Source organism: Acinetobacter sp. YH12105 (genome assembly GCF_013419095.1).
Taxonomy (GTDB): domain Bacteria; phylum Pseudomonadota; class Gammaproteobacteria; order Pseudomonadales; family Moraxellaceae; genus Acinetobacter; species Acinetobacter pseudolwoffii.
Genome location: NZ_VPAU01000001.1, coordinates 210,989 through 236,097 on the forward strand (window position 1 = coordinate 210,989; position 25,109 = coordinate 236,097).

The following is a 25,109-nucleotide window of genomic DNA, read 5'->3' on the forward strand; positions in this document are numbered from 1 at the left end:
TGATCAAAACTAAAAACGCACCCTTGGGTGCGTTTTTTATAGTTGTCTACTACTCTCGCCTAGGATCAAACTTTATTGAGTAATCCGCTACAGTTAAAGACATTATATTCTTTAATGACAAAGCTCGAATGCAGTGCAACCACATGCTCAATTTTCCCGATACGCTTGAGTAAAATTTCACTATAATTTTCCATATCTCGCGCCACTACTTCGACAATAAAATCCGCAGACTGGCCGGTGACCAAAAAGGCATTAATCACTTCGGGAATACTTTCCAGTTCTTCCAGAAATTTAGCAAAAGTATCACTATCATGTTTACTTAGCGACACCTGTAACAGTACATGCAGCGTGAAACCTAATTTCTGATAATTAATTTCACGCTTTAAGCCACTGATAATATTGTGATCGATCAAGTGTTTGATCCGGCGATGGACTGAACTCACAGATAAATTTACCCGCTCTGACAGTTCATTCAGATTGACATCCTCATGGGTCAATATTTCTAGAATATGTTTATCGAAACGATCCAGTTCCATTTTTATACTCTTTCTTAATAATCAATAAAAATAGCAAAATATTGCGCTCTCCCTGTTATACAATATTTATTTATTTTTCACAAAGTTTTCATATTCTGAAAATATTTTCCAAATCTTCTGCCATTTTATAAAGTAACTTTCAATCCTGAACCAGATAACCGTTAATCATATAATTCTAAAAAATGACCAATGGTAATTTCTATTAATTATTTACTTTTTAATAATTTAAGTTTAATTAGTCCAGCAAAATACAAGCCAGACCTTCAAGTACCCGCACAGTTCAGCCACTTATCTTTTACAAGTGTATAGAAATAGATTAAAACAAAGCCGCACTAAAAATAAAAATAAAAATAGCATTTTTCAAAAATATTAAATAAGGAATGCTCATGGCTTCTAAAATTTTAAGTTTGATTAAAACCAAGGTGAGTCCTGTCTTAACGGCTGAAACACAAACTAAAAGCCTGTTAGGTGGCTTATTCGCTGGAACAGCCTCAGGTACGCTTAGCAATCTCATTGGCAGTCTAAACAGCTCTAATTCACAACCTTCCGTGAGCTCATTATTAAACAGCCTTCTCTCTGGACATAGTCTGAACAGCGCAAATCTGAGCAATTTATTAACTCAGTTGTCTGGTTCAAATGCTTCGAAGTTAGATATTCAGAGTCTGATCAGCAGCTTAACCCAATCCAATGGGGGCAGTTTTAATATTGGCCAGATCACCAATTTGTTGAATGGCCTAATGGCGAACAATAGCAGCAATCTGGATATTGGTGCTATTTCCAAACTCGTCGGTGGTCTCATCGGCGGTAATGGCGAGATTAATATTACACAAATCGTTCAGCTGGTCAGCGGCCTGATCGGCGGTTCTGGTGGTTTAGGTAATATCGACATTGCTGCAATTGCAGATCTGGTCAGCAAGCTCATCGGTGGTAATGGCGAGATTGATATTGCGCAAATTGCCCAACTGGTCAGCGGCCTGATCGGCGGTTCTGGTGGTTTAGGTAATATCGACATTGCTGCGATTGCAAATCTGGTCAGCAACCTCATCGGCGGTAATGGCGAGATTGATATTGCTCAAATTGTCCAACTGGTGAGTGGTCTCATCGGTGGTTCAAGCAACATCGACATTGCTGCGATTGCAGATCTGGTCATCAACCTGATCAGTGGTAATGGCGAGATTGATATTGCACAAATCGTTCAGCTGGTTGGTGGTCTGATTGGTGGGTCTGGTGCACTGGGTGATATCGACATCGGCGCGATTGCAGATCTGATCGGCGGTTTAATCGGCGGCAATACAGGCAATGATTTTGATATCGGTGCTATCACAGATTTAATTAGCGGTTTTGTCGGTGAGAATGCAGCGGGGGATTTTGATCTCGATGGCTTTACCGATTTACTCAGCGGCCTGATCGCGAATGGCTCAAATGGCATAGATTTAGGAGGATTATTGGGTAATCTCAATCTAGATAGTGATCTCGATCTGGGTACTCTGATCGAAGAAATTTCCTCTGCTTCAAACGGGTTTGATCTAGGTAGCATTGCCGGAGGCATTGGGCAATTGATTGATAATAGCTCTTCGATTGAATTACCTGATCTAGGTGATCTGGTCCAAGATGTGGGTGCCACAGATTCCAATATTGACTTGTCTGCTATTCTGCCTGACACTCAAGATACGATTCAGAATATTGGCAGTGGTGGTGGTTCATCCAGCTTTGATTTTGGTTCACTTCTCAATAATTTTACTAAAAATATTGATATCGACCAGACTAATCCTTGGGGTTAGTCATCATCTCATTAAAAACGCGCTTAATGCGCGTTTTTAATTTTAGGATTTGCCTTGAAGCTTATACACCACGCCAGTCTACCCGTGCATTACGCTCAGTCCGATAAATACGACAAATATATTCACCCAGAGGCAACGCATTTAAATGCTGCTGATAATCACGATATTCTTCGGACAAGGTTTCAAAATTTTCTTTTTCCCACGGCGTCCCCGGAATCGCCAATAATGGAGCAAGCATAGAACAGACAGCAATATCCGCCAGACCTAAACGATTTCCGACAAAATAATATCCACCTTGACTAACCAGCATCTGATTGAGTTGCTGTACAGTGACATCAATATGCTGTTTGGATTCCGCCACGGTTTCCTCATTCAATGCATAACCCTTGGCGACCATCGCTTTTAATAAAGGTTTAGAAAATTTTTCAAACTGGCGCAAATAGCCCTGCTCACCAATTAAAATATCGAGAGATTCATGATCGGAAGTCAGCGCTTGAGAGAGCATCCAGCGGCGGACATGACGACCCAGCTCCAGAGTAATTTCATTAATTTCTAAGGCTTTATTTCGAAAATGTCCTTCAGCATACAATAAACGATGTTCTGGATAAGTATCATCCAGATAAAGCGCAATCTGGGTTGAATCTGCAATCCATTTGTCCTGATCGCGCAAAATAGGCAGACGATTCTGTCCTGTTTTCAGTCGGGCAAAAGCCCGATGTACGCCGGGAATCAGGTTGTGAGCAACATAGTACAGCTCTTTATGGTCCAGCATCCAACGTGCTTTTTCGCAAAAGTGAGATAAAGGAAACTGGTATAAAGTTCGCATGCATGCTCCATGTTTATCGTTATTGGATCAGGGCGTATAGGCCGCTGTTTTATTCAGATACTTTAGTCACTCAATTTTAGAAAAACAATGTGATTTTTATCCAAAAGTACAATACTGGCTGATTATTCCTCTATATTCGGCGGACTCATAATAAATCCGGGAAAGCTCAGCGGAGCTTTTAAGTTATAAGAAGCATTTGATTGCAATAAACCACAAGTGCATGACCTGACTTTAGCCGTGCTTTCATGTAAAATCGGGGGCAATTTTTATATAACGCTTTTGTGAGTTATTTCATGGGTTTTAATTGCGGTATTGTCGGCTTGCCGAACGTTGGCAAATCTACACTTTTCAATGCTTTAACCAAAGCTGCTATTGCTGCAGAAAACTTCCCGTTCTGTACCATTGAACCAAATACCGGCATCGTGCCTGTTCCTGACCCACGTTTAGACAAATTGACAGCAATTGTAAAACCGCAGCGCGTGATTCCAACGTCTATGGAATTTGTGGACATCGCAGGTCTGGTCGCTGGTGCTTCTAAAGGTGAAGGCTTAGGTAACCAGTTCCTGGCCAACATCCGCGAAACTGATGCAATCGCTCACGTGGTACGTTGTTTTGAAGATGAAAACGTCATTCATGTGAATGGTCGTATTGATCCACTGGATGATATCGCCACGATTAATACAGAACTCGCGCTTGCAGATCTCGACGCGGTGGCGAAAGCGATTACCCGTTTGACTAAATCTGCCAAAGGTGGTGACAAAGAAGCAATTGCTACTAAAGCAGTATTAGAAAAAATCCAGCCTTTACTCGATGAAGGCAAACCGGCTCGCGCAGCGGATCTGGATGATGACGAACGTAAACTGGTACGTGGCTTTGGCTTAATGACGCTTAAACCAACCATGTATATTGCCAACGTTGCTGAAGACGGTTTTGAAAATAACCCGCATTTGGATGCAGTGAGAAAATTGGCTGCTGAAGAAAATGCAATTGTCGTACCTCTTTGCAACCAGATTGAAGCGGAAATTTCATTGCTTGAAGATGAAGACCGTGCTGAATTCCTGGAAGCGATGGGCATGGAAGAACCTGGTTTAAACGTGGTGATTCGTGCAGGTTATTCACTACTTGGCTTACAAACTTACTTCACCGCAGGTGTACAAGAGGTTCGTGCCTGGACTGTGAAAATTGGTGCAACTGCACCGCAAGCCGCTGGTGTAATTCATACCGACTTTGAAAAAGGCTTTATCCGTGCAGAATGTATTGCTTATGATGATTTCGTGCAGTACAACGGCGAAGCGGGTGCAAAAGAAGCCGGTAAATGGCGTCTAGAAGGTAAAACCTACATCGTTCAGGATGGCGACGTTTTACATTTCCGTTTTAACGTCTAAGTATTTACTGTATGAAAAAGCTCCATCTGGGGCTTTTTTATGGCCTAGGAAATAAGATGACCGAGCGTAGAAAACTTACAGGCAACGCATAATTCACACATATTAACAATAATGATAATTATTCTCATATAAAAATATTAAATTCAGGCGTATGTTAAATCTAATGAAAAATAACATGACTTCATTCTAGCAAAGGAATCCTGACCATGAGCTATACCCTGCCTGTACTGCCATATCCCTATGATGCCCTAGAGCCTCATATCGATAGCAAGACCATGGAAATTCATCATAGCAAGCATCATCAAACCTATATTAATAATATCAATGCAGGGATTACAGGAACCGAATGGGAAGATTTATCGGTCGAAGCCTTAATTAGCAAATTCAATGAAGTACCGCAGCAATTAAAACAGAACGTGATCAATAATGCCGGTGGACATGCCAATCACTCCCTGTTCTGGACAGTCATGAGTCCAGACGGTGGCGGCCATCCAGAAGCTGAAATTGCAAAGGCCATTGAACATGAATTAGGCGGATTCGAGGCATTTAAAGACACCTTTACCCAGGCAGCACTGAGCCGTTTTGGTAGCGGTTGGGCCTGGCTGAGTGTTGCGCCAGATCAAACACTTATTGTAGAAAGCAGCGTCAATCAGGACTCTCCACTGATGCATGGCAATATTCCCATTTTAGATCTGGATGTCTGGGAACATGCCTATTATTTGCACTATCAAAACCGTCGTCCGGAATATATCTCGGCTTTTTTCAATGTCGTGAACTGGCAAGAAGTAAATCGTCGTTATCTGGAAGCATTGAACACGCTTTAGCTTTAAATATTTAAGGAGATCGACCATGTCTACACCTATTCTGATTAAGCGCATAATTGGCAGCACACTCCTGATCTGTGGTGTATTTGTGATTTTATTAGAACATGTGTGGATACCCTCTTTTTAGAGTCTTGCTGTTGTCTCATCCTAAAAAAGCCAGTCTGAATGACTGGCTTTTATGCTTATAACTAAATGGCTAAAGGTTTATTACATATTGGCAATCGCGGTGCCTTTTTGTTTGGGATCAGTATTTCCCAATTCAGGATTATCAATCGCATTCTGACATTGCAGTTTATCCCGCTCATAATCCGCCTGCTTTTGTTCCAGACTGCTGCCATTGTCGATCACGGTACGCGCCCAGATTTCCAGACTGGTTAAGGCTTTACGACACAGAGCATATTTACCTTCAGTCACCGAATCGGTCATTTTGACATTAATACGCCAGTCTGTGCTCAGCTTACGTGCCGGTTGACGCACCTGGGTTTCCAGCTGATCCACTTCTTTATGATAAACCAGTGGATCGACTTTATTGATCAGTTGCCATGCCGCATTGGCATAGGTGGTCGCATCATTAGTCAGTTTAGGTGCCGGTTTAATTTCTGGCTTATCAGTCGATTGACTGTCATTCCCACACGCTTGTAACAACAATGCAGTGCTCATTAAAGCAGCTGTCAGCATCGTACGTGTCTTGAACATCCACATATCAGGCTCGCCAATTTAAACATTTCGGCACTATGCTATTAAATTCACGTAGAATACACAATCTTCATTTGACCCATCGTTCAACTCTCCTTCAAGGTGTGTCGTGTCTGAACAGAATCAACTCGCTACGCAACCTGCTGGCTTCTGGCAAGGTGCAAAAGATAGCCAAGCGATCATCTTCACTTATTTACCAGTGTCGTTTGCTTTTGGCGTTTCAGCCACTCAGTTTGGCTTTACGGCTTGGGAAGCGCTGTTTCTTTCCTGCTCGATGTATGCAGGTGCCAGCCAGTTCCTTGTGGTCGCACTTTTAGGCAGTGGCACATCTATCTGGATGACGGCATTAACGGTGATTGCCCTAGACATTCGGCATTTGCTCTATGGCCCTGCGCTGCAAAACCTGATTCAAGACCGGCTGAATTTAAAGAAAACCGCGATCTGGTCTTGGGGTCTGACCGATGAGGTTTTTGCTTCCGGCATGATCAAGCTCTCGCAACGGCGTCAGGAATGGTCTGAATCCTGGATGCTGGGTTTAAGCCTGTTTAGCTGGATGTCCTGGGCATTGGGATCTTTTCTCGGTGGTTTATTTGCCGATCAGGTCAGCAATCTGCCGCAATTCTTGCAAGCGGCTCTAGACTTCCTGTTACCTGCGCTGTTCCTGAGTTTCCTATTGGCTGCTTTTGAGAAGAAACATACTTTTGTTGTGGCTGTCACCATTCTGGTTTCTGCTGTGGCCTGTTACTTTATTGATCTGTCTGCCGCGATTTTCATTGGTATCAGTTCCGGTATTTTTGCCGGCCTGTTCAAGCACTATATCTTAAAACAGCCAGATCCTGAACATGCAGGAGATCAAGCATGAATCTAGAGATTATTCTGGTCGGCATTGTCGTCGGGATCGCCAATTTCGTCTCACGCTTCGGGCCTTTTTTTGTGATTCAGAAATTTCAGCAAGGCTCACAAAAACGCGGAGCATTGTGGCTAAAAATTGCCTTGGGTTCAATCGGCATTGCGGCAATCAGCTCCATGCTGGTAGTTGCTACCTTACCGCCATTATTAGCAACACCGAATAAAAGTATTGCGATGCTGGTCGGATTTATCGTACTCACTGCGCTTTACTTTAAATTCAAACGCATCGTGATGGCGACCCTGACCGCAGCACTGACCTATGGTCTGGTTTATACTTATGTGCCGATGACGTTTTAAGCTTGAACTGACTGATCAATCAAGATAAAGACTTATGCTTATGGAATAGTATAGGTCTTTATTATATAAAAATAATTAGCTGATCCCTATTATTTTTCCTGAAAGAAAAAGCTCAAATAAAATCATTTCCGTATTCTTTTATACTTTTTTAATACTCGACCAGTTGTAGATAGAAAAAAGCTATTGCCAAAACAGGATATACCGTCTTCAAATCAGTCTGACAGATCAGTGACATGACAATTACGCCTTACTTACCTCCAGAAAAACTTTATAAATAAAACTGTTGGACAATATCACAATTTTGTATGAATCTTGGCTTAACTGCCGGCTCAGTTCTGCTATGCTAAAAGTCCATAAAATCAAGCATGGATGACACACATGAGCGTGACTATTGGTACTCCCCTGCAAGCTTCTGCCTATAAAGTTCTATTATTGGGTTCTGGTGAACTGGGCAAGGAAGTGGTGATTTCACTACAACGTCTTGGGGTCGAAGTTCATGCTGCTGACCGTTATAAGCATGCACCTGCCATGCAAGTCGCGCATTATTCCTATACCTTGAATATGGCCGATGCTGAAGAATTAAAACAATTGATCCATCAAATCCAGCCACATTTAATCGTTCCTGAAATTGAAGCCATTGCCACACAAGTACTGGTTGACGTTGAAGAACAAAATATTGCGACCGTCATTCCTTCGGCTAAAGCGGTCAATCTGACCATGAACCGCGAAGGCATTCGCCGTCTGGCCGCAGAAGAACTGGGGCTGCCAACTTCAGCGTACCGATTTGCTGACAGTTTAGAGTCCTTCCGTGCTGCCTGTGATGATGTCGGCTATCCAAACTTTGTCAAGCCGGTCATGTCCTCTTCTGGCAAAGGCCAGTCTCGGGTAAAAAGCTTTGCAGAGGTAGACGCGGCTTGGGAATATGCGCAAACTGGTGGACGCGTCAATCAGGGTACGGTGATTGTCGAATCGCAAATTGACTTTGATTTTGAAATTACCTTATTGACTGTTCGTGCAAAAAATCCGGCAACCGGCGAGATCGAAGCCTCTTATTGCGATCCGATCGGACATCGTCAGGACTCGGGCGATTATGTCGAAAGCTGGCAACCTCAGCCGATGACTCCGGCAGCGCTAGAGGAATCTAAACGCATTGCCCACAAAGTCACCACAGCACTGGGGGGTTGCGGAATCTTTGGTGTAGAACTCTTTATCAAAGGCGACCAAGTATGGTTTAGTGAGGTTTCTCCTCGTCCACACGATACCGGACTGGTAACACTTGCCTCTCAATTCCAAAGCGAATTTGAATTGCATGCACGTGCGATTTTAGGCCTGCCGGTCAATACCACACGGCATAGTGTGGCTGCCAGCGCGGTGATTTATGCCGGGGTAGATGATCGTAATCTTTCATTTTCTGGCCTGAATCTTGCTTTAGCAGACGGCAATACTGATTTGCGCCTGTTTGGCAAACCTGAAGGCTTCGAACGGCGTCGCATGGGCGTTGCGACTGCACGTGCTGAAAGCATTGAACAGGCACGCGAACTGGCACTTCAGGTCGCAAATCAAGTTAGCATTAATCAAAACTAAGCTGAAATACCAACGGACCACTGTTCATGATCAATACCTTACCTCTGCTGAATTACATTAAAAGTAACCATGACATTAAAGCCATCAATCAATGGCGTAGTGATGTCGAAAATCAGCTACAGGAGAGTTTTGAAAATGGACAGTCGATTCGGGATATTATTCTGGCACGTTCCAATCTGATTGATGAAGCACTGCAATTTCTCTGGAAATATGCCGAACTGGATCAAACCGATTTAGCCCTGTTTGCTGTCGGAGGTTATGGTCGCCGTGAAATGCTGCCTTATTCTGATGTCGACCTCATGATCCTGTCAGAAGACGAGATTAGTCCAGAGCAGGAACAGCTGATTTCTACCTTCATTTCATTACTCTGGGATGTCGGTAATTTCAAACCGGGGATCAGCGTGCGTACCATCAATGATTGTGTCAGTCAGGCCAGTAGTGATCTCACCGTTGCCACTACGCTAATCGAAGCACGCCTGATTATTGGCAATGAGAACCTGTGCAAATGGCCACGGCGCATCGTGTCACGCACCTGGACCGATAAAACCTTCTTTGATGCCAAAATGGATGAGCAGCATAAACGCTATGCTCAGCACAACAATACCGAAAGCAATCTGGAACCGGATATTAAAAATGCACCGGGCGGTATCCGCGACATCAACCAGATCGGCTGGATTGCCAAACGACATTTCCGCGTCAACCGGATTTATGATCTGGTACATCTGGGTTTTATTTCAGAATTTGAACTGGGTGTGCTCGAAGAAGCTGAAAGTTTTCTCTGGGAGATTCGCCATCACCTGCACCGCCTGACCAAGCGTGACGAAAACCGCTTATTGTTCGATTATCAGCGTGATATTGCGGCTAAATTCGGCTATGTGCGTGATGAGGCGCATCATCCGAACTATCCGATCGAACAGTTCATGAAGCGCTATTATCGCAGCGCACAGCAAGTCTCTACACTCAATGAAATGCTGTTGGCCTACTTCAATGAATCTGTGATTACCCCACGTTTACCGCAATATGAACGCCAGATTGAGGAAATTAATGAAAATTTCAAACTGGTCGATGGCAAGTTAGCAGTTCAGCATCACAAGATTTTCTCGGAAAATCCAAGCGCGATTCTGGAAATTTTCTACCTGTTGGCCAATCGTCCTGAAATTCAGGGCATTCGTGCGCGTACCTTACGCCTGCTGACCTTGGCAGGAAAACGCATTGATCAGGATTTTCGTGATAATCCGGTGCATCAGGCGCTGTTTATGGCGATTATCCGCTCACCGCATCGACTCTACGACACCCTGGTGACGATGAAGCGTTATGGCGTACTGGGTAATTACATCCCGGCCTTTGGGCAAATTCTGGGCCTAATGCAATATGACCTGTTCCATATCTATACGGTCGATGCACATACCTTATTGTTGCTACGCAATTTAAATCGCTTTAAAGCACCTGAATTTGCCAAGGAATTTCCTGTGGTCAGTTCAGTGTTCCAGCGCCTGACCCGTCGTGACATTGTATATCTGGCAGCTCTTTTTCATGATATTGCCAAAGGTCGTGGCGGTGATCATAGTGAACTTGGTGCCAGCGATGCGATTAAATTCTGCCGTAGTCACGGTTTTACCGAACGTGAAAGCAACCTGGTGGCCTGGCTGATCCAGAATCATCTGGTAATGTCTGTCACCGCCCAGAAAAAAGATATTTCCGATCCGGATGTGGTCAAAGAATTCGCAGAAAAAATGGGCGACATGGAGCATCTGGATTATTTATACACCCTGACGGTAGCCGATATTAACGCCACCAATCCGAAGCTGTGGAATACCTGGCGCGCTTCCCTGATGCGCCAGCTCTATACTCAGGCGCGCGATGTAATCCGTTCCGGTCTGGGTCGTCCGGTTGATTATCAAATGCTGATTGAAGATACCAAATTTGCGGCCAGCGAACTTCTGGTTCAGGACTTTTCACTGGATGAAGTAGAAAAAGTCTGGCAGGAACTGGGTGATGACTATTTCCTAAAAGAAACAGCAGATGAAATTGCCTGGCATACCCGTGCCATCTTACAGCACGGCGACAATCCTGCTCCACTGGTGCTGATGCGGGCGCACCGTAAATATGCGCAGGATGCGGTACAGATCTTTATTTATACGCAGGATCAACCCAACCTTTTTGCCACTACGGTGGCTATTCTGGATCGCATGAATCTGGATGTACAAGACGCAAGAATTATTACTGCCACTAAAGCTTTCAGTCTGGATACCTACGTGGTATTGGACCGTTTTGGTACTTTATTGACTGATCCTGAACGCGAAGCCACAGTGATTGAAGCCCTTAAAGATGCCTTGAGTCATTCTGATGAATATCCGGGCTTGATGCAGCGCCGGATTCCACGTCAACTACGTCATTTCGATATTGAAAATACAGTCGAGATTAGTGTCAATCCTGCCTTGAATCAGAATATGGTCGAAATTGCGACCCTTGATCACCCTGGTTTACTTGCCAAAATCGGTGGTTTATTTATGATGCAAGGCCTGGACATCCACTCTGCCAAAATTGCCACACTTGGCGAACGTGCTGAAGATATTTTCTTTGTCACCAAAAAAAATGGCATCCCGATGAGCCCGACTGAGTCTCAAGAATTTGCAGCTGCACTTAAAGCTGCCCTGGATGAGGCTTCGCATCAGGTCAGCGGTCAACACTAACACTCTGCTCGGTAACATATTTCATGAACTCTAGCTTGTCTTTATTGCACCCTTATCCCTTTGAAAAGTTAAATCGGCTTTTTGCGGATATCCAGCCTGCAAATATGCCATTAATTCCCCTGTCGATTGGCGAACCAAAGCATCCTGCACCGGAGTTTGTGAAACAGGCGATTATTGATAACTTCAAACATTTATCGACTTATCCCAACAGTAAAGGTCTGCCCGAACTACGTGAAAGTATTGCCAACTGGTTAAGCCGCCGTTTTAAGCTGAATAGCATCAGTGCAGACAGCAATATCCTGCCCGTTTCCGGTACACGTGAAGCAATTTTCTCTTTTGTACAAGCCTTGGTGAACCGAGAAGAGGCACCTTATGTGGTGATGCCGAACCCGTTCTACCAGATTTATGAAGGTGCGACGCTGCTCGCAGGTGCCAAACCTTATTTCATCAACTGTACTGAGGAAAATAATTACCTCGGTGACTTTGATGCCGTTCCGGCAGAAGTCTGGGAAAAAACCGCATTATTATTTGTCTGCACGCCGGGCAATCCAACGGGTGCGGTGCTGTCTAAAGAACAGTTTAAAAAGCTGATTGCGCTGTCAGATCAATACAACTTTGTCATTGCTTCAGATGAATGCTATTCGGAATTGTGGTTTGATCAGGCACCCGCGGGTTTACTGGAAGTCTGTGCTGAAATCGGTCGTGATGACTATAAAAACTGTGTGGTATTCCACTCGCTGTCTAAACGTTCCAACCTGCCGGGCATGCGTTCAGGTTTTGTCGCCGGTGACGCAACTTTACTAAAACCGTATTTGCAGTATCGTACTTATCACGGTGCAGCGATGCCGGTACAGCACCAACTGGCTTCTATTGCTGCCTGGAACGATGAAGCCCATGTGGAAGACAACCGGGTGCAATACCGCGCCAAATTTGATTTGTTCCAGCAAGAACTCGGTCACCTGCTGCCACTGAAAAAACCGGATGCCGGTTTCTACTACTGGCTCAAAGTCGACAATGATGAAGCCTTTGCTAAACGCCTGATGGAAGAAGCACATATTAAAGTACTTCCGGGTCGTTATTTATCCCGCGATACTGAACAGGGTAATCCGGGTGAAAATCATGTACGTCTAGCACTTGTGGCCGATCTGGCGCAATGTGAAGAAGTCATTCAACGCCTGAAAGCCATCCTCTAAGTTTTAATCAAAACTAAAAAACCCACTGGTTTAAAGTGGGTTTTTTACTTGAAATCAGATGAGTTCTATTTTTATCTCATACTGAGAAAATAACACAGAGTCTTACAACACTTTTGCAATTTCATCTTCAAGCTCTTCAGGCTTGGTGGTCGGAGCAAAACGGTTCAATACCTTGCCATCACGGCCGATCAGGAATTTGGTAAAATTCCATTTAATTCCATTGCCTAAAATACCTTTGGAATTATTGGTTAAATAGCGAAAAATGGCGTGCGCTTCAGGGCCTTTGACATCCACCTTGGAAAACATCGGGAAAGATACCCCGTAATTCTTCTGGCAAAATTCACCAATCTGTTCATTGGAACCCGGATCTTGACCACCAAACTGATTGCATGGAAATCCCAAAATTTCCAGACCTTGATCTTTATATTTTTCGTAAAGTTTTTCTAATCCTGAAAACTGTGGGGTAAAACCACACTTACTCGCTGTATTGACGATCAAAAGTACCTTGCCTTCGTAATCTGCAAGTGGCTTGCTTTTGCCATCTAACAATTCAGCTTCAAACTGATAAATGCTGGTCATGGATAGGTTTCCTCATCATTTTTTTCTTGTGTTTCTAAGTCCAAAGAAGCCGAGTTGACACAATAACGTAAGCCCGTCGGCTCTGGACCATCCGGGAAAACATGCCCTAAATGTGCGTCACAATGATGACAAACAATCTCAGTTCTGACCATTCCGTGTGAAGTATCAGGTAATTCTTCTACCACCGAACTGCTGACGGGACGGTAGAAACTTGGCCAGCCACAGCCGCTGTCATACTTGGTCTCAGACGAGAACAGTGGCGTGCCGCAGCAACGGCATACATAGGTGCCATCTTGCTTGGTATTCCAGTATTTTCCAGTAAATGCCGGCTCGGTTCCCTTCTCGCGCGTAATGCGAAACTCCTCAGGTGATAACTCTCTTTGCCATTCCCGGTCTGATTTATTGAGTTTTCCCATGATCACATACCTTTTTATCTTGCTATTTAAAATAGGATAATCCTATATTTACGTGATTCATTTTAAAAATTCTAGTCTTTATTCAACATTTTACAAAAGACATATAATGCCTAAAAAAGCAAAAAGAAAGCAAATATAAAAATAAAAGTAAGCAATTCTTACATTAAATGTTTTTTAGTGAGCAAATTTAATGGTATTCTTAGCTCTAAATTTGCTCAGGATTAAAAAATGTCGCAAAAAAAGAGCGTAATTTTTAAAAATCTGCTGCCTGTGATCAAACAATATCAGCAGCTTGGATTTACGCATGAAAAAATTGTTGCACTACTTCGAGATGAACATGATCTCGATCTAGTCACAACTGAGACATTTAAAAGTTATTTATATCGTTATGCAAAAGTGACCTCCACTCCTTCCGAGAACATCAAAATGCCGAACACTTTCCAAACCCCTCGCGAGATCAAGAAATCATCTAAGCTCGAGCATGTGTGCTACGACATTCGCGGACCTGTGTTACGAGCGGCCATCGAGATGGAAGAAGCCGGTCACAAAATTATCAAATTAAATATTGGCAACCCTGCCCCATTTGGGTTTGAAGCACCACAAGAAATTATCAACGATGTGGCTTTAAACCTGCCGAATGCGATTGGCTACACGGATTCCAAAGGGATTTTCCCGGCGCGTAAGGCGATCTGTCAGTATTATCAGCAAAAAGGCATTCTGGATATGCACGTCAATGACGTTTATATCGGTAATGGTGTGTCTGAACTGATTGTCATGGCCATGCAGGGCCTATTGGATGATGGCGATGAAATGCTGATTCCAATGCCGGATTATCCGCTTTGGACTGCGGCAGTCAATCTGTCTGGCGGTACGGCGATTCATTATAAATGTGATGAAGAAAATCACTGGTATCCCGACATTGTCGATATGGAAAGTAAAATCACGCCAAATACCCGTGGTATTGTGATTATTAATCCAAACAACCCGACCGGTTCGGTTTATCCGCGTCATGTCTTGCAACAGATCGTGGACTTGGCCAAGAAGTATGACCTGATTTTATTTGCTGACGAAATCTATGACAAAATCATCTATGACGGTATCGAGCATGTCGCTGTAGCTGCCTTGGCAGGTGATCAGATTTGTGTATCATTTAACGGTTTATCAAAGGCTTATCGTATTGCTGGCTTCCGTTCTGGCTGGATGGCCATTACCGGCAATAAAACACGTGCAGCAGACTATATCGAAGGTCTGGACATGCTGGCATCTATGCGCCTGTGTGCCAACCATCAGGCGCAATATGCAATTCAGACTGCGCTGGGCGGCTATCAGTCCATTAATGACCTGATTCGTCCGGGTGGCCGTTTGTATGAACAGCGTAATATCGCTTGGGAAATGCTAAACGAGATTCCTGGGGTGTCCTGTGTCAAGCCTGAGGGTGCGATGTATTGCTTCCCGAAACTGGATCCGAACGTTTATCCAATTCAGGACGATGAAAAGCTGATGCTGGACTTGTTACGTGCCGAGAAAGTACTTCTGGTTCAAGGTACAGGCTTTAACTGGCCGACACCGGATCATTTTCGTGTGGTGTTCCTGCCGGCTGAAAATGAACTGCGTGAAGCCCTTACCCGTGTTGGCCGTTTCCTGGCCAAGATGCGTTAATTCCTGAAATAGACAACATAAAAAACCGCATTTCTGAATGCGGTTTTTTATTTCTCTCCATATTCAAAGTTTCGACTTATAACATTTTAAAAAGTACAAAGACTTCCTGAAGCACAAATTCCTGCACTCAACGGTTTCTTATCAAGTGATTTCTCCTTAATCACGAAGATTCATGTTATTTTTTAACCAAATATAAAACTTTATGAGTACACGGATGTCCTCACACACAATTAAACTCAGCCTGTTTCTCTGCCTTAGTATGTGCTTGGGGATTGGCATTCTTCGTTTCTCTTATACTGCGCTGTTACCGGGTACACGAGAAGCCTTTGGCTGGAGTACAGATTTTGCCGGGCTTTTGGGCAGTGCCAATTTACTGGGCTATTTAATCGGTGCCTATACCGCCATGCGTCTGCCTCAAGACCGCAGTATGAGCAGGTATATTCAAATTTCAGCTTTTGCCGGTATGTTCAGTCTGATGTGCTGTGCATTTTCTGGTTTCTCTGAAGTTTGGTATATCGTCTGGCGCGTGATTTCAGGAATCAGCGGCGGGCTGATGATGATCTTATCGCCGAGTGTAGTCGCGCAGTGCTGTGAGCTTCAGGATCGTCTTAAAATCAACTTTATCGGTTTTAGCGGAATCGGATTAGGTGTATTAATTGCAACCCTGTTTCTGCCTTATCTGGATCAGATTTCCATACAGACTGCCTGGCTGATCTTATGTGGCTTTGCCCTGCTCATTTGTCTATGTTTAAGTGGACTTATCCAAAAATTTAAGCCTTATTTGTCCGTACAAGCACCTTCGACTACCTCCAAGATATCTTTGAGTAGCGTCTTTTATAGCTTACTGGCTGTCTACGCGTGTAGCGCCTTTGCCTATATACCGCATTCGCTCTTCTGGATTGATTATTTAAGCCAGCAGTTGGAATTGAGCTTGTTCTGGATTAACTTCAACTGGATTCTTTATGGATTTGGTAGTGCTTTAGGTGCCTTCAGTGCTTATGCACTGGCCAGAAAATTCGGTAATTTTGCTGCCCTAAAAATTCTTTATAGTCTTTATATTGTGGCTATTTTTATTGCGACTCTAGAGGGCCAAGCATTGCTCACGTTGAGCTCTTCCTTTTTGACCGGCATGCTAAACCCTGCTGTGGTCTTCCTGACCTCTTATACCATTTTGCAACTGTATGGGCTGGCGTATAAAAAACTCTGGAGCATTGCCACCTTGTGTTTCGCCTCTGTTCAGCTGATTGGCGGACTCAGTTTTAGTGCGCTGCAATATTTTGGTTTGAGCTATCATCAACAGTTCATATTAGCTGCATTTGTTCTTTTATTAGGAACATTGCAATTATTCTGGTGTACCCGTCCTGCCAGATTCACTCCTGAAACACAACCCCATCCAGTTTCTGCTCAAGGAGAAGGCACGAAATAAGGATATGGATTGGTCGCCCCTTGCCCGCTCAGATAAATCCCGTAATGTAGATGTGGCGGAGTATTTTTGGCATTTCCAGTATTGCCGACATAGGCAATCACTTCGCCCGCTTCCACCCAGTCGCCTTCCTGAATATGCTCAGCATAATCATTCAGATGCGCATAGTAATGCTGACTCATATCAGGCCCTGTCACCCAGATAACTTTCCCACCCAGATTATTGGTGCCAATTTTACGTACAATCCCTTGGGTGGCACTTAAGACAGGTGTGCCACGTCGAGCAAAAATATCTGTCCCTTCATGTTTACGGCCTGCACTGCGCGCGGCTCCCCACGTATCATTAATTTGACGGACTGTAATACCTTCGACCGGAATCTGTAACGGTGCTTCTAATTGAGTCTTTTTCAGTTGCCAATAAAGATAAGGACTTTTCCATCCTGCTGCTTCACCTGAAGGTGGTGGCTGACAGGCGGTCAAGACAAAGCATACAGATAAAATTAAGCTTAAAATCCGAAAAAATTTCACCAATATTATTCGCATTTATTTTAGAAAGATGGTTTTTATCTTAAGCAGAACAGCACAATTTAAAGTCGTAATCTTGTAATTTTTTGAATGATATTTTTATAAAATCAATGATATAACAACGCCCTTATTTAAGGGCGTTGTTATGGAAGGTAGCTAGGAATTACTTACGTTTTTTTGCACGGGAGGGTTTGGCTGGTTGTTGCTGTTGCTGTTGTTGCTCTTCATTCTGAGCGCTGTCCTGCTTGTCCTTTTGTTGGACCTGCTTATGTTTCGCTTTAGATTTAGCCATATTATGTACTCCTTCGGAGAAACGTCTCTATCACTGGAAGTTCCATTGATCACTCTAACGTTTTTGGAAAATATGCCAATCATCGAGCTGTATCCAAATGCGTCAATGTAATAATAGGTTGGCTAAGTGATTCAACTCAGAACAAATCCTGTTCTGGCTCACTACAATCTTTACGCAAAGTTGCAGCTTGATACTCATTTTAACTTTTGGGCGTTTATCAATCAGAATTTAAGAAAATTTAATCCCCCTGAGAAACCTGCGATTAATATAGGTTTTAATTAGGAGAATCAGGCTTTAATGAGTTAAGTATATCTGCAATAGTAGGATGATCAAATTCAAAAAAAGCTCGCAGTCTTGCGCTTGACCTCCAGCGCAAGACTGCGTGAATGTTCGCTCTTTGGCTATTTTTATAGCTAAAATCTTCTTTATGATCAGGTCAGGACTTCTTTCTAGTAGTTCATGTTTAACGCACAATTTAGTTCAAGGTGATTCTAGTCATGTCCATTTTTTCTCTTTGATTAACTTAATAACCTTTTTTACTTCTGACAGATTCGATATCTATCTGATCCAAGCATTTGAGGGCTTACTACTCTATACTTTTAAACTGTAACATCTACCACAGCCTGTATTGTTGGTGTAATATCAGCACCAATTTCATTCCCTTTGATACATGGGACAATTGGATTATTTGCTAGGTTGAGTGACAGGTCTGCATTAACGGTAATTTGGCACCATCCGCAGGTACTACGATCTTTTGATATTCTATTCTTCATATTTTTCCGAATGCTACTGACAAACCTAAAAATAATTGCCAATTAGGCAATACTTTCAACTGTTCTTAACGCATAATATTCTAATCCAGATTCGTTGTTTTTGAGATTTATACGGGAAATAACCAAATTTCCCTTTAAAATAAGCCTCTACATTTTTTAAGTTTATGTAATTATAGAAGTTATTTCCTATGAAAATCGTCATTTTAAACAATTCTGAATAGCAAAGTCCGTATTAATCTATATTAGTCTGCTAGAACCGCACCAATCCTACATATAACAATAACTTTAATCTGTTTTAATCTTTTTCAATCTATTCTAATCTTGAATAAAAACGGGTATCTTCACGGGTAACGCTATTTTTTACTGATGTTACCCGTCATGCTCACCGATGCCAAAGTAAGAACACTAAAGCCGAAAGAAAAATCATACCGCATCTTAGATGCTGAACGCCTTTATATTGAAGTGCGTCCAACAAGTAAAAAGATTTGGCGATTCAAGTTCACGCTCCACGGAAAAGAAGGCACCGTAAGTTTCGGTGAATACCCTGCTGTTTCATTGGTCCAGGCTCGAAAACTAAAAGATGACGCTAGAGCCAAACTTGCCAGTGGATTAAACCCATCTGAGGAAAAGAAAAAAGATAAGTTTGAAAAACAGCTTGCGGTCAAAAATACATTTAAAGAAATTGCTCAAGAATTTGTATTGGAGAAAATGAAATATAAATCTCCTGAATATGTGGAGAAATTTAATACCTGCATGCAGAAGGATGTTTATAAGGAGATCGGGCATCTACCAATCAGTCAAGTGACCTCGGCACACATTCTCAATATCATGAAACATACAATACAGCGAATTAAGAGTCAGCCGAACTATGGCACCGGTGAAGCTGCTGCAAACTTGAATCGAAGGTTCATTGGTTTGGTGATGCGATATGCGATTGTGACTTTACGCGCTGATAATGACCCAACCTATGCGCTAAGGGGCGCGATTGAGAATCCAGACGTGGAGCATGCTCGGCCATTAGAAAAGCGCGAGAAAGCCATCTTGAGGGAAAAAATAGACAGTTATGGCGGCACCACAACAGTGAGAAATGCAATCCTTACTATGCTTTATTCTATGCTAAGGACTGTAGAGATTAGGCGTATGGAATGGGGTTTTGTTGATCTTGAGGATCGAATTATTAAGTTCCCCAAGGCCACCAGAAGAAACAAGCAAGAACGCACCATGAAGAAAAATAGAACTCATCTGGTGCCAATCTCAAACCAACTTTATGATTTACTGGTGCAGCAAAAAGCAATTACCGGCGATCAGCGATATGTATTTGCTTCACCCTACAAGCGTGATTGTATGATATCCAGAACAACATTAAATAAAATGCTTGGTTATATTGGATTGAGTGAAGTTACTGCACATGATTTCAGGGCCACAGCATCTACTGAGCTTAATGGATTGGGTTACAAGTCGGACTGGATCGAAACCCAACTGGCCCATGCTGATGAGAATAAAACCCGTGCGTCGTATAACCATGCCAAGTATCTAGCGGACCGCAAAAAAATGATGCAGGATTGGGCTGATATTGTGGATGGATGGAAGGAGTAAAAATGATCTCTATTTTGAATAAAGTGCATAATTTAAAGAAGAGTAATTGTTAAAAATGAGCAATATCATAAAATTTAAAAGGCGCCGAGTATCTCAAGGGATTATCCTTTCAGGGACAACAGCTAATAATGAAAACGGTATAGTTGCTAAAGACTTAAGTAGGCAGGATTTAATGTTTTATGGGTTATATTGGGATAATATAATCTTGACTCAAATCCCTTATATAGATTGCTCTGATGAAGTTGTTAATGAGTTTAAAAGCAATGGTGTTATTGATTTTTATAGGAATGCTCCTCCGGAATCAATGCATAGTTCCCAGTTTCAGCGCTTAGCCTTGGAATCTCTTATTGCTTGTCAAAGTGTAAAAAAACAGACCAAAGACTCTGACTGGATTATTTATAATAATGTTGCTGCTGGATTTAATAGCATTGAATCGGATGATCTACTGGAACAAGATTCAATTAGGATTGAGATAGCAAAATGTCTGCCGTATCCAAGTACTTATGTTCCTATAGATGTATTAAGGAGATTTAGGGAAGATCATATTGAGCAGCTAGACAATCTTCATTATACAAAATACAAACTTTTTAGGACTATCTCTGCCTTTGATGATAAAGACCAGCGTGCTTTATCTCGCCAAAATGAAATTATTCAATTCGATAAAGCTGTGACTGAGTATCAGGAAGTTTTTGCCTCAAGATTTCCATCATATTCACTTAAACCCATAATTAGTGATATCAAAAGCAATAAGCCTAAATTATGGGAAGCTAGTACCGCAATCGGGGATATGATGTTAAGTGGTGGCACTTTGTCTGGCGCGTACTTGGTAGGAAAAACACTTTTCAATATGCTGGGATCAAAACAGAAGATTCATGAAGCTAAACAGAATTCACCGCAATTCCATTTTATTTCCTCTGCAATTGACAAAGGGATAATTCTTCAAAAAATAAGGGACAATTAAAGAGCCTTAATATATACCCCCCATATTCACATTCACATTCGTCGTAATCGAATGAGCTGTGCAGCCCTCACTTGAGGGCCTTCACAATTGCACCATGACGTGCCTTACAATCGTTATATTTAGCCACTACATCAATAGACCAGACCAAAGCAACCTTGCCTTGACCTGATTCTAATTTCTGCAAATCAGGACAAGGCTCAAGGAGGTTGGCCGGCACCACTGACGATAAGTGAGTTGAGTTGCTGCAGGCCGTCATCATCAAAACAATGGTTGAGATACACAGGACGATCAATGATCTTTTGCACTTCACGTGTAACTGTTTCGACTTGTACGCGCTGCTCTGATTTCGTTGCTTCATAATCCGCACTCATCCGGTTAATTTGATTTTGTTTTTCAGTTAGAGCCTTGAGATGCTTTTGCTCTATCTGCTGAATTTTCGCTGTGCATTGCTCACTGGCTTTGCGTAGCTTCCCGCTTAAGTGGTTGGTATAGACAATTTGCCCGACCCATAAAAAGAAAAAGACCGCAATTGCGATCCAGTATTTGTATTTCCAGAGTAGTATTGGCATCAAATCACCACTCGATTAGTAATCCAGCCGAAGAAGAACTGTTCCTGGCTTGGATTGCGCTCAGTGATTTCAATGTAGCGCTGGCCTTGCAGAATATTTAACACCTTAAGTAGAGTCTTTTCGCCTTCTTTGCCACGTTTAGATAAATATATTTTTAAGGCGTTAAGGGTTGCTGGCCCATAAATGCCATCAACTGCCAAATCTGACCAACCACCTTTACCCTGATTGTTCAGCAGGTTTAAAGCACGTTGTAAGGTGGGCTTGGCAAAACCAACACCACAGTTCACGCCCGTATCAAGCAATTCTTCTGCAATCAGCGGGCTAATTGCATTCACCTGGTTAAAACGCGGTACTATCCAATATTGTTTGCGGTAAATATCTCGTGCAAGTGATTCAGGCAGGTCCTTCATGTGGCCTTTATAACCGTTTTGACGTGCTACAGCCTCGGTAATGCCGTACTTTGTTGCACCGCCTCGATCCGCAGGGATATTTACATAGCCGCCTTCGCGTCGGATCAGCTCATTTAAAAATTGCTCAATGTTCATCATTTTTATCCGTGTTAAAAAATTTAGGACGTGCACCACCCTTACCCCAGATATAAAGCTGTCGGGTAAAGAGGGCGAATAAAATACTTACCGTGGTATAAAAAAGTGTTCCGGCCGGACTGGGCGAATACTCATCTTTAACAAAAAGTGCTGCCCCAAAAAGGATCGACAACACCAATAGAAAATCGATGTGTTTTGGGAGTTGAATTTTTGGATGAAATGCCATGATTGCAAACGAAACTATAAATAATACCAATGCTGTTTTACTTATGATTAGCAGCATCTTCATTCTCCTTTTTGACTAAACCAAGAACTCTCGATCGAGCCAAACTCAGCAATGCCTCAGCTGTACTCTTACCAGCAGCGCCCAGAATGAAACCAAATAGCTCTGGATAGTTACCACTAGCAAGAAATAAACTTGCCGGTTTAGCAAAGACCACACATAAAATGAAGCCCGCAAAGAATCCTATCCAGCGATCCCGAGTCGGCTCCTTACTTAATAGAAAGCCAAAAGTTGCCCCCAGCACACCTGTAAAAAGGATGTGCGAATGGTTCTTTATGCTTTCCAATACTTGACTAAGAAAGTCCATATACATCCCCTTTAGTCATACACCCCCCTATAAAATTGGCATTAAAAAAGAGCCTTTCGGCTCTGGTGGATCATTTGACATTGCGCCCCCTAATTTTTGGCAATAAAAAAGCACCTAAAAAGGTGCTGTTGTTTGGTTAAGTTTAGACTTCTATTTCTGAGTGTGACCCGCTTGGCGCAGGTCGCAAAATAACTTGATTGGATACAAACACTCTGGCACCCAGGTTATAAGCTGTGCCAGATGTGCATAATACTGGACCGGATCCACCATCAATCTGTACCCGATACTCTGGATGCTTAACCGAGGTGATGGTACCGATGTATTCCGCATGAGTGGGGTTAAGCAGCTTGCGCAGTTCAAATAAAGGATTAGTCACGGCTGATACGCTCCACTGTAATGGTTTCATTGACCTTTTCATGGGAAAAACTTCCACTCACCCCATCAATCACGCCCCACCACTGACCATTAAAAGCAATCGTTTTACCCGGTAGCATCTCGCCAATTTCTTGGCTGACCGGAATATCTGAGAAAGTGTGCAATTCCTGAATATTGGCTTTTACCAGTGCATTTTTTCCGTAACTGGCACCCGATACCACATTAAATAATGGCCCCGTGACTGTTTCTAGCGGCACATCACCCGAGGTACCACGTTGCTGTACCTTCAGGCTTTCACCGCTACGGCTATTCACCACAGTAATGGCGTTAAAGTCAGCAATGTATTCATCGTTCTGCTTGATGTTTTGCTGCATCACTAGGCTTTCAGGCAACAAAATATCGTAGTCTTCCACCGTCATCGCATCCCAATAACCTTTTTGGTACCGGGGTAAAATGGTCAGTGTATTGCCTGCTTTCTGGCTATAGATAAAGCCACCGCCTGCATCAACTACCTGCTTTATTGCATCAATGGGTGCCAGTTCTGCATAACTCAGGCTTTCGACTGGTACGATCCAGCCCAGCTCATCAATGAGCTTCCAATCCAGAACTGTATCGGCATTAGCGCGATCCAGTTCCGCTTGTACTAGTTGCACAGAGGTACGTTCATTGTCCTGAATAAAAGAGCGCGTTGGCCCGTATTTACTCGAATTCAAAGCAGTAACGCTTCGACCCGGATAAGTGTAAAGAACACTGGCAAAGCGTCTGGTTTCTTCTGGATCCTCAAGCAGGATATGATGCTCAAAACTATTGATCGTAACCTTCAAGATCACCGGCTGACCATCTATTGGCTGAAGCTTTTCTTTTTCCGTATGAGCCACGGTAATGGAGTAGGTCCAGCACCATTGAGACCGGCTGGTACTGTAGGTGCCATCCATGACTTTAATCTTCTCGCCAGTATCCAATCGCTCGGCTGTTAATGTGTTCACGATATACCACCAGTTCCTTTTTGGCAGTGCCGGAATACAGTCATCTGCACCAAAATTTAAAACAACATTGTGTGAATCAACGTCATGACATAGACAGATGAAATTTAAATCACCAGTGCCCTCATATTTAGGTAATTCGGGCTTTGGCCAAGGTTGAACCGGATGCTTGCGGTAATGGATCGCTTTGGCTTTATCCCATGGCAAATCTGACTTGGTAACAATCTCAAGGCCTTTATCCCAATCAAATGAAAAGTGATGCTCAAAGACCTGAGCCACTTCATGTGAATAAGTAAAAGTCTTACGCCTGCGAATCATTTCTTGCCAGACCGTTTCCCGGTTGTGACGCAGCTTGATTGTTTCTTCATGCGCATAGAATTGATGAATAAAGCGTTTATCGCCATCTTCCCAAATTACATACGCATCAGAACTTAATCCGGTTGCTTGCTCATGTATGGATCTAATCGCCCGGGTTAATGATCCGGCTTGCTCATGCCAAATATCAACTTGATTAGAAATTACCAAGCCCTGGTCATAAAAAAGAGCCTCAGTTGAGACTCTTAAGATGGGCTTGGCCCATGGTATTTCTGTAGTGCTTAAAGCTGCGATGGCTTTTTGGTAGGGCATATCGAAACCATAAGACACACCAACCAGGTGATTGATATCGAATAGCGCTCTAACTTCAAATTGAAACTCAGTATCTAAAACCGTATCAATTGTGCATAGATTTTCACTAAATACTGCTTCGACTTCAAAACTAAAACTGGTGTCTAAAACCGTATCGATCTGACCAATAACATCAGTATTTTCACTAAATACAGCAACTACATCAAAGCTGAATTCGATGTCGAGCACCGTGTCTATAACTGCAGTATTGGCACCACTGTCGGTATAAACTGCGGTGACTTCAAATGAGAATTCAGCATCGAGTACTGTATTGATTACAGCTGTAACATCATCCCCAAAGTTGAGATTAGTCGAGCCATCGGCTAGGTGCTCAAAATTGAGAATGATGTTGTGGCTGTCGGTATTTTCAGGCTTAAAGTTTAAATTTAGGTTATGCGCATCAACGGTGCCGAGCTTATTTTTAAAATCCACAT

General features: G+C 42.9%; 25 protein-coding genes and 1 pseudogene. 12 read left to right on the forward strand and 14 right to left on the reverse strand.

What is annotated here, in order from left to right; genetic code table 11:
- Positions 1-65: 65 nt before the first annotated feature.
- Positions 66-536 carry an Lrp/AsnC family transcriptional regulator gene (locus tag FTU44_RS01040; protein ID WP_005097392.1) on the reverse strand — a complete coding sequence of 157 codons (471 nt, stop codon included), beginning with the start codon at positions 534-536 and terminating at the stop codon, positions 66-68.
- A 386-nt stretch (positions 537-922) separates the two neighbouring features.
- Between FTU44_RS01040 and FTU44_RS01045 the strand changes: the two genes are divergently transcribed.
- A complete protein-coding gene (locus FTU44_RS01045) occupies positions 923-2,317 on the forward strand; it encodes a hypothetical protein (protein WP_180049119.1) in 1,395 nt (464 codons plus the stop codon).
- A 61-nt stretch (positions 2,318-2,378) separates the two neighbouring features.
- Here FTU44_RS01045 and FTU44_RS01050 read toward each other — a convergent pair whose 3' ends face one another.
- Complete coding sequence (locus tag FTU44_RS01050; RefSeq protein ID WP_005097394.1) at positions 2,379-3,143, reverse strand: glutathione S-transferase family protein; 765 nt, start codon at positions 3,141-3,143, stop codon at positions 2,379-2,381.
- A 293-nt stretch (positions 3,144-3,436) separates the two neighbouring features.
- Between FTU44_RS01050 and ychF the strand changes: the two genes are divergently transcribed.
- Together ychF and FTU44_RS01060 are read left to right on the forward strand one after the other, a co-directional pair.
- Positions 3,437-4,528 (forward strand): redox-regulated ATPase YchF, encoded by a 1,092-nt coding sequence (gene ychF, locus FTU44_RS01055; RefSeq protein WP_005170292.1) that lies wholly within the window; start codon positions 3,437-3,439, stop codon positions 4,526-4,528.
- Between the two features lie 206 nt (positions 4,529-4,734).
- Entirely contained in the window at positions 4,735-5,352 is a 618-nt protein-coding gene (locus tag FTU44_RS01060) for a superoxide dismutase (protein WP_180049121.1), read from the forward strand.
- 207 nt (positions 5,353-5,559) lie between these two features.
- On the opposite strand, the gene FTU44_RS01065 is transcribed toward FTU44_RS01060, so the two are convergent.
- Positions 5,560-6,054: a hypothetical protein gene (locus tag FTU44_RS01065; protein ID WP_180049123.1), complete on the reverse strand. Its 495-nt coding sequence runs from the start codon at positions 6,052-6,054 to the stop codon at positions 5,560-5,562.
- Positions 6,055-6,157: 103 nt separating this feature from the next.
- Between FTU44_RS01065 and FTU44_RS01070 the strand changes: the two genes are divergently transcribed.
- The 5 genes from FTU44_RS01070 (at position 6,158) to dapC (ending at position 12,724) form a co-directional block, all read left to right on the forward strand.
- The gene (locus tag FTU44_RS01070; RefSeq protein WP_159138591.1) at positions 6,158-6,910 is read left to right on the forward strand and encodes an AzlC family ABC transporter permease; all 753 of its coding nucleotides are present in this window, start codon (positions 6,158-6,160) and stop codon (positions 6,908-6,910) included.
- Positions 6,907-7,254, forward strand: coding sequence for an L-valine transporter subunit YgaH (gene ygaH, locus FTU44_RS01075; protein WP_100328993.1), 348 nt, complete (start codon positions 6,907-6,909; stop codon positions 7,252-7,254). The genes FTU44_RS01070 and ygaH overlap by 4 nt, the downstream gene beginning before the upstream one ends.
- Positions 7,255-7,623: 369 nt before the next feature.
- Positions 7,624-8,838, forward strand: a complete 1,215-nt coding sequence (purT, locus tag FTU44_RS01080; protein ID WP_180049125.1) for a formate-dependent phosphoribosylglycinamide formyltransferase — start codon at positions 7,624-7,626, stop codon at positions 8,836-8,838.
- A gap of 26 nt (positions 8,839-8,864) precedes the next feature.
- Entirely contained in the window at positions 8,865-11,531 is a 2,667-nt protein-coding gene (gene glnD, locus FTU44_RS01085) for a [protein-PII] uridylyltransferase (RefSeq protein WP_180049127.1), read from the forward strand.
- A gap of 23 nt (positions 11,532-11,554) precedes the next feature.
- Entirely contained in the window at positions 11,555-12,724 is a 1,170-nt protein-coding gene (dapC, locus tag FTU44_RS01090; protein ID WP_074383284.1) for a succinyldiaminopimelate transaminase, read from the forward strand.
- Positions 12,725-12,826: 102 nt separating this feature from the next.
- On the opposite strand, the gene FTU44_RS01095 is transcribed toward dapC, so the two are convergent.
- A complete protein-coding gene (locus FTU44_RS01095; RefSeq protein WP_100328997.1) occupies positions 12,827-13,303 on the reverse strand; it encodes a glutathione peroxidase in 477 nt (158 codons plus the stop codon).
- Positions 13,300-13,719 carry a peptide-methionine (R)-S-oxide reductase MsrB gene (gene msrB / locus FTU44_RS01100; RefSeq protein ID WP_004645533.1) on the reverse strand — a complete coding sequence of 140 codons (420 nt, stop codon included), beginning with the start codon at positions 13,717-13,719 and terminating at the stop codon, positions 13,300-13,302. Before msrB ends, FTU44_RS01095 begins: the two co-directional genes overlap by 4 nt.
- A gap of 228 nt (positions 13,720-13,947) precedes the next feature.
- Here msrB and FTU44_RS01105 point away from each other — a divergent pair, with 228 nt between their 5' ends.
- Complete coding sequence (locus tag FTU44_RS01105) at positions 13,948-15,378, forward strand: pyridoxal phosphate-dependent aminotransferase (RefSeq protein ID WP_100328998.1); 1,431 nt, start codon at positions 13,948-13,950, stop codon at positions 15,376-15,378.
- 214 nt (positions 15,379-15,592) lie between these two features.
- Positions 15,593-16,804: a YbfB/YjiJ family MFS transporter gene (locus tag FTU44_RS01110; protein ID WP_100534787.1), complete on the forward strand. Its 1,212-nt coding sequence runs from the start codon at positions 15,593-15,595 to the stop codon at positions 16,802-16,804.
- On the opposite strand, the gene FTU44_RS01115 is transcribed toward FTU44_RS01110, so the two are convergent.
- The 3 genes and pseudogenes from FTU44_RS01115 to FTU44_RS15120 all read right to left on the reverse strand — a co-directional run.
- A complete protein-coding gene (locus FTU44_RS01115; protein ID WP_074383288.1) occupies positions 16,783-17,343 on the reverse strand; it encodes a M23 family metallopeptidase in 561 nt (186 codons plus the stop codon). The two genes, FTU44_RS01110 and FTU44_RS01115, sit on opposite strands and share 22 nt — an antisense overlap.
- A gap of 145 nt (positions 17,344-17,488) precedes the next feature.
- On the reverse strand, positions 17,489-17,617 hold the full coding sequence (locus FTU44_RS15115) for a hypothetical protein (RefSeq protein ID WP_005170281.1): 129 nt from the start codon (positions 17,615-17,617) through the stop codon (positions 17,489-17,491).
- A gap of 602 nt (positions 17,618-18,219) precedes the next feature.
- Positions 18,220-18,383 (reverse strand): annotated as a pseudogene (locus FTU44_RS15120) (NADP-dependent isocitrate dehydrogenase); the annotation flags it as partial.
- Between the two features lie 385 nt (positions 18,384-18,768).
- Here FTU44_RS15120 and FTU44_RS01125 point away from each other — a divergent pair.
- Together FTU44_RS01125 and FTU44_RS01130 are read left to right on the forward strand one after the other, a co-directional pair.
- Positions 18,769-19,986: an integrase arm-type DNA-binding domain-containing protein gene (locus tag FTU44_RS01125; protein ID WP_180049129.1), complete on the forward strand. Its 1,218-nt coding sequence runs from the start codon at positions 18,769-18,771 to the stop codon at positions 19,984-19,986.
- 55 nt (positions 19,987-20,041) lie between these two features.
- A complete protein-coding gene (locus tag FTU44_RS01130) occupies positions 20,042-20,947 on the forward strand; it encodes a hypothetical protein (protein ID WP_180049130.1) in 906 nt (301 codons plus the stop codon).
- A 197-nt stretch (positions 20,948-21,144) separates the two neighbouring features.
- On the opposite strand, the gene FTU44_RS01140 is transcribed toward FTU44_RS01130, so the two are convergent.
- From FTU44_RS01140 to FTU44_RS01160, 6 genes are all read right to left on the reverse strand, one after another.
- On the reverse strand, positions 21,145-21,516 hold the full coding sequence (locus tag FTU44_RS01140) for a hypothetical protein (RefSeq protein WP_373685999.1): 372 nt from the start codon (positions 21,514-21,516) through the stop codon (positions 21,145-21,147).
- On the reverse strand, positions 21,516-22,061 hold the full coding sequence (locus tag FTU44_RS01145) for a glycoside hydrolase family 108 protein (protein ID WP_180049136.1): 546 nt from the start codon (positions 22,059-22,061) through the stop codon (positions 21,516-21,518). Before FTU44_RS01145 ends, FTU44_RS01140 begins: the two co-directional genes overlap by 1 nt.
- A complete protein-coding gene (locus FTU44_RS01150) occupies positions 22,051-22,344 on the reverse strand; it encodes a hypothetical protein (protein WP_180049138.1) in 294 nt (97 codons plus the stop codon). Before FTU44_RS01150 ends, FTU44_RS01145 begins: the two co-directional genes overlap by 11 nt.
- Positions 22,325-22,651, reverse strand: coding sequence for a hypothetical protein (locus tag FTU44_RS01155; protein ID WP_004646469.1), 327 nt, complete (start codon positions 22,649-22,651; stop codon positions 22,325-22,327). Before FTU44_RS01155 ends, FTU44_RS01150 begins: the two co-directional genes overlap by 20 nt.
- A gap of 142 nt (positions 22,652-22,793) precedes the next feature.
- Positions 22,794-23,027 carry a hypothetical protein gene (locus FTU44_RS15125; RefSeq protein WP_373686000.1) on the reverse strand — a complete coding sequence of 78 codons (234 nt, stop codon included), beginning with the start codon at positions 23,025-23,027 and terminating at the stop codon, positions 22,794-22,796.
- Positions 23,020-25,107: a hypothetical protein gene (locus tag FTU44_RS01160; RefSeq protein ID WP_180049140.1), complete on the reverse strand. Its 2,088-nt coding sequence runs from the start codon at positions 25,105-25,107 to the stop codon at positions 23,020-23,022. The genes FTU44_RS15125 and FTU44_RS01160 overlap by 8 nt, the downstream gene beginning before the upstream one ends.
- Positions 25,108-25,109: the final 2 nt, after the last annotated feature.

Bases quoted from the DNA above. Each gene is read 5' to 3' on its own strand.
- FTU44_RS01110 (WP_100534787.1), top strand. From the start codon at position 15,593: ATGTCCTCACACACAATTAAACTCAGCCTGTTTCTCTGCCTTAGTATG.
- FTU44_RS01065 (WP_180049123.1), bottom strand. From the start codon at position 6,054: ATGTGGATGTTCAAGACACGTACGATGCTGACAGCTGCTTTAATGAGC.
- FTU44_RS01155 (WP_004646469.1), bottom strand. From the start codon at position 22,651: ATGGACTTTCTTAGTCAAGTATTGGAAAGCATAAAGAACCATTCGCAC.
- FTU44_RS01050 (WP_005097394.1), bottom strand. From the start codon at position 3,143: ATGCGAACTTTATACCAGTTTCCTTTATCTCACTTTTGCGAAAAAGCA.
- FTU44_RS01045 (WP_180049119.1), top strand. From the start codon at position 923: ATGGCTTCTAAAATTTTAAGTTTGATTAAAACCAAGGTGAGTCCTGTC.
- FTU44_RS01040 (WP_005097392.1), bottom strand. From the start codon at position 536: ATGGAACTGGATCGTTTCGATAAACATATTCTAGAAATATTGACCCAT.
- ygaH (WP_100328993.1), top strand. From the start codon at position 6,907: ATGAATCTAGAGATTATTCTGGTCGGCATTGTCGTCGGGATCGCCAAT.
- ychF (WP_005170292.1), top strand. From the start codon at position 3,437: ATGGGTTTTAATTGCGGTATTGTCGGCTTGCCGAACGTTGGCAAATCT.
- FTU44_RS01060 (WP_180049121.1), top strand. From the start codon at position 4,735: ATGAGCTATACCCTGCCTGTACTGCCATATCCCTATGATGCCCTAGAG.
- glnD (WP_180049127.1), top strand. From the start codon at position 8,865: ATGATCAATACCTTACCTCTGCTGAATTACATTAAAAGTAACCATGAC.
- msrB (WP_004645533.1), bottom strand. From the start codon at position 13,719: ATGGGAAAACTCAATAAATCAGACCGGGAATGGCAAAGAGAGTTATCA.
- FTU44_RS01125 (WP_180049129.1), top strand. From the start codon at position 18,769: ATGCTCACCGATGCCAAAGTAAGAACACTAAAGCCGAAAGAAAAATCA.
- purT (WP_180049125.1), top strand. From the start codon at position 7,624: ATGACACACATGAGCGTGACTATTGGTACTCCCCTGCAAGCTTCTGCC.
- FTU44_RS01115 (WP_074383288.1), bottom strand. From the start codon at position 17,343: ATGCGAATAATATTGGTGAAATTTTTTCGGATTTTAAGCTTAATTTTA.
- FTU44_RS01130 (WP_180049130.1), top strand. From the start codon at position 20,042: ATGAGCAATATCATAAAATTTAAAAGGCGCCGAGTATCTCAAGGGATT.
- FTU44_RS01140 (WP_373685999.1), bottom strand. From the start codon at position 21,516: ATGCCAATACTACTCTGGAAATACAAATACTGGATCGCAATTGCGGTC.
- FTU44_RS01150 (WP_180049138.1), bottom strand. From the start codon at position 22,344: ATGCTGCTAATCATAAGTAAAACAGCATTGGTATTATTTATAGTTTCG.
- FTU44_RS01095 (WP_100328997.1), bottom strand. From the start codon at position 13,303: ATGACCAGCATTTATCAGTTTGAAGCTGAATTGTTAGATGGCAAAAGC.
- FTU44_RS15115 (WP_005170281.1), bottom strand. From the start codon at position 17,617: ATGGCTAAATCTAAAGCGAAACATAAGCAGGTCCAACAAAAGGACAAG.
- FTU44_RS01145 (WP_180049136.1), bottom strand. From the start codon at position 22,061: ATGAACATTGAGCAATTTTTAAATGAGCTGATCCGACGCGAAGGCGGC.
- FTU44_RS01105 (WP_100328998.1), top strand. From the start codon at position 13,948: ATGTCGCAAAAAAAGAGCGTAATTTTTAAAAATCTGCTGCCTGTGATC.
- dapC (WP_074383284.1), top strand. From the start codon at position 11,555: ATGAACTCTAGCTTGTCTTTATTGCACCCTTATCCCTTTGAAAAGTTA.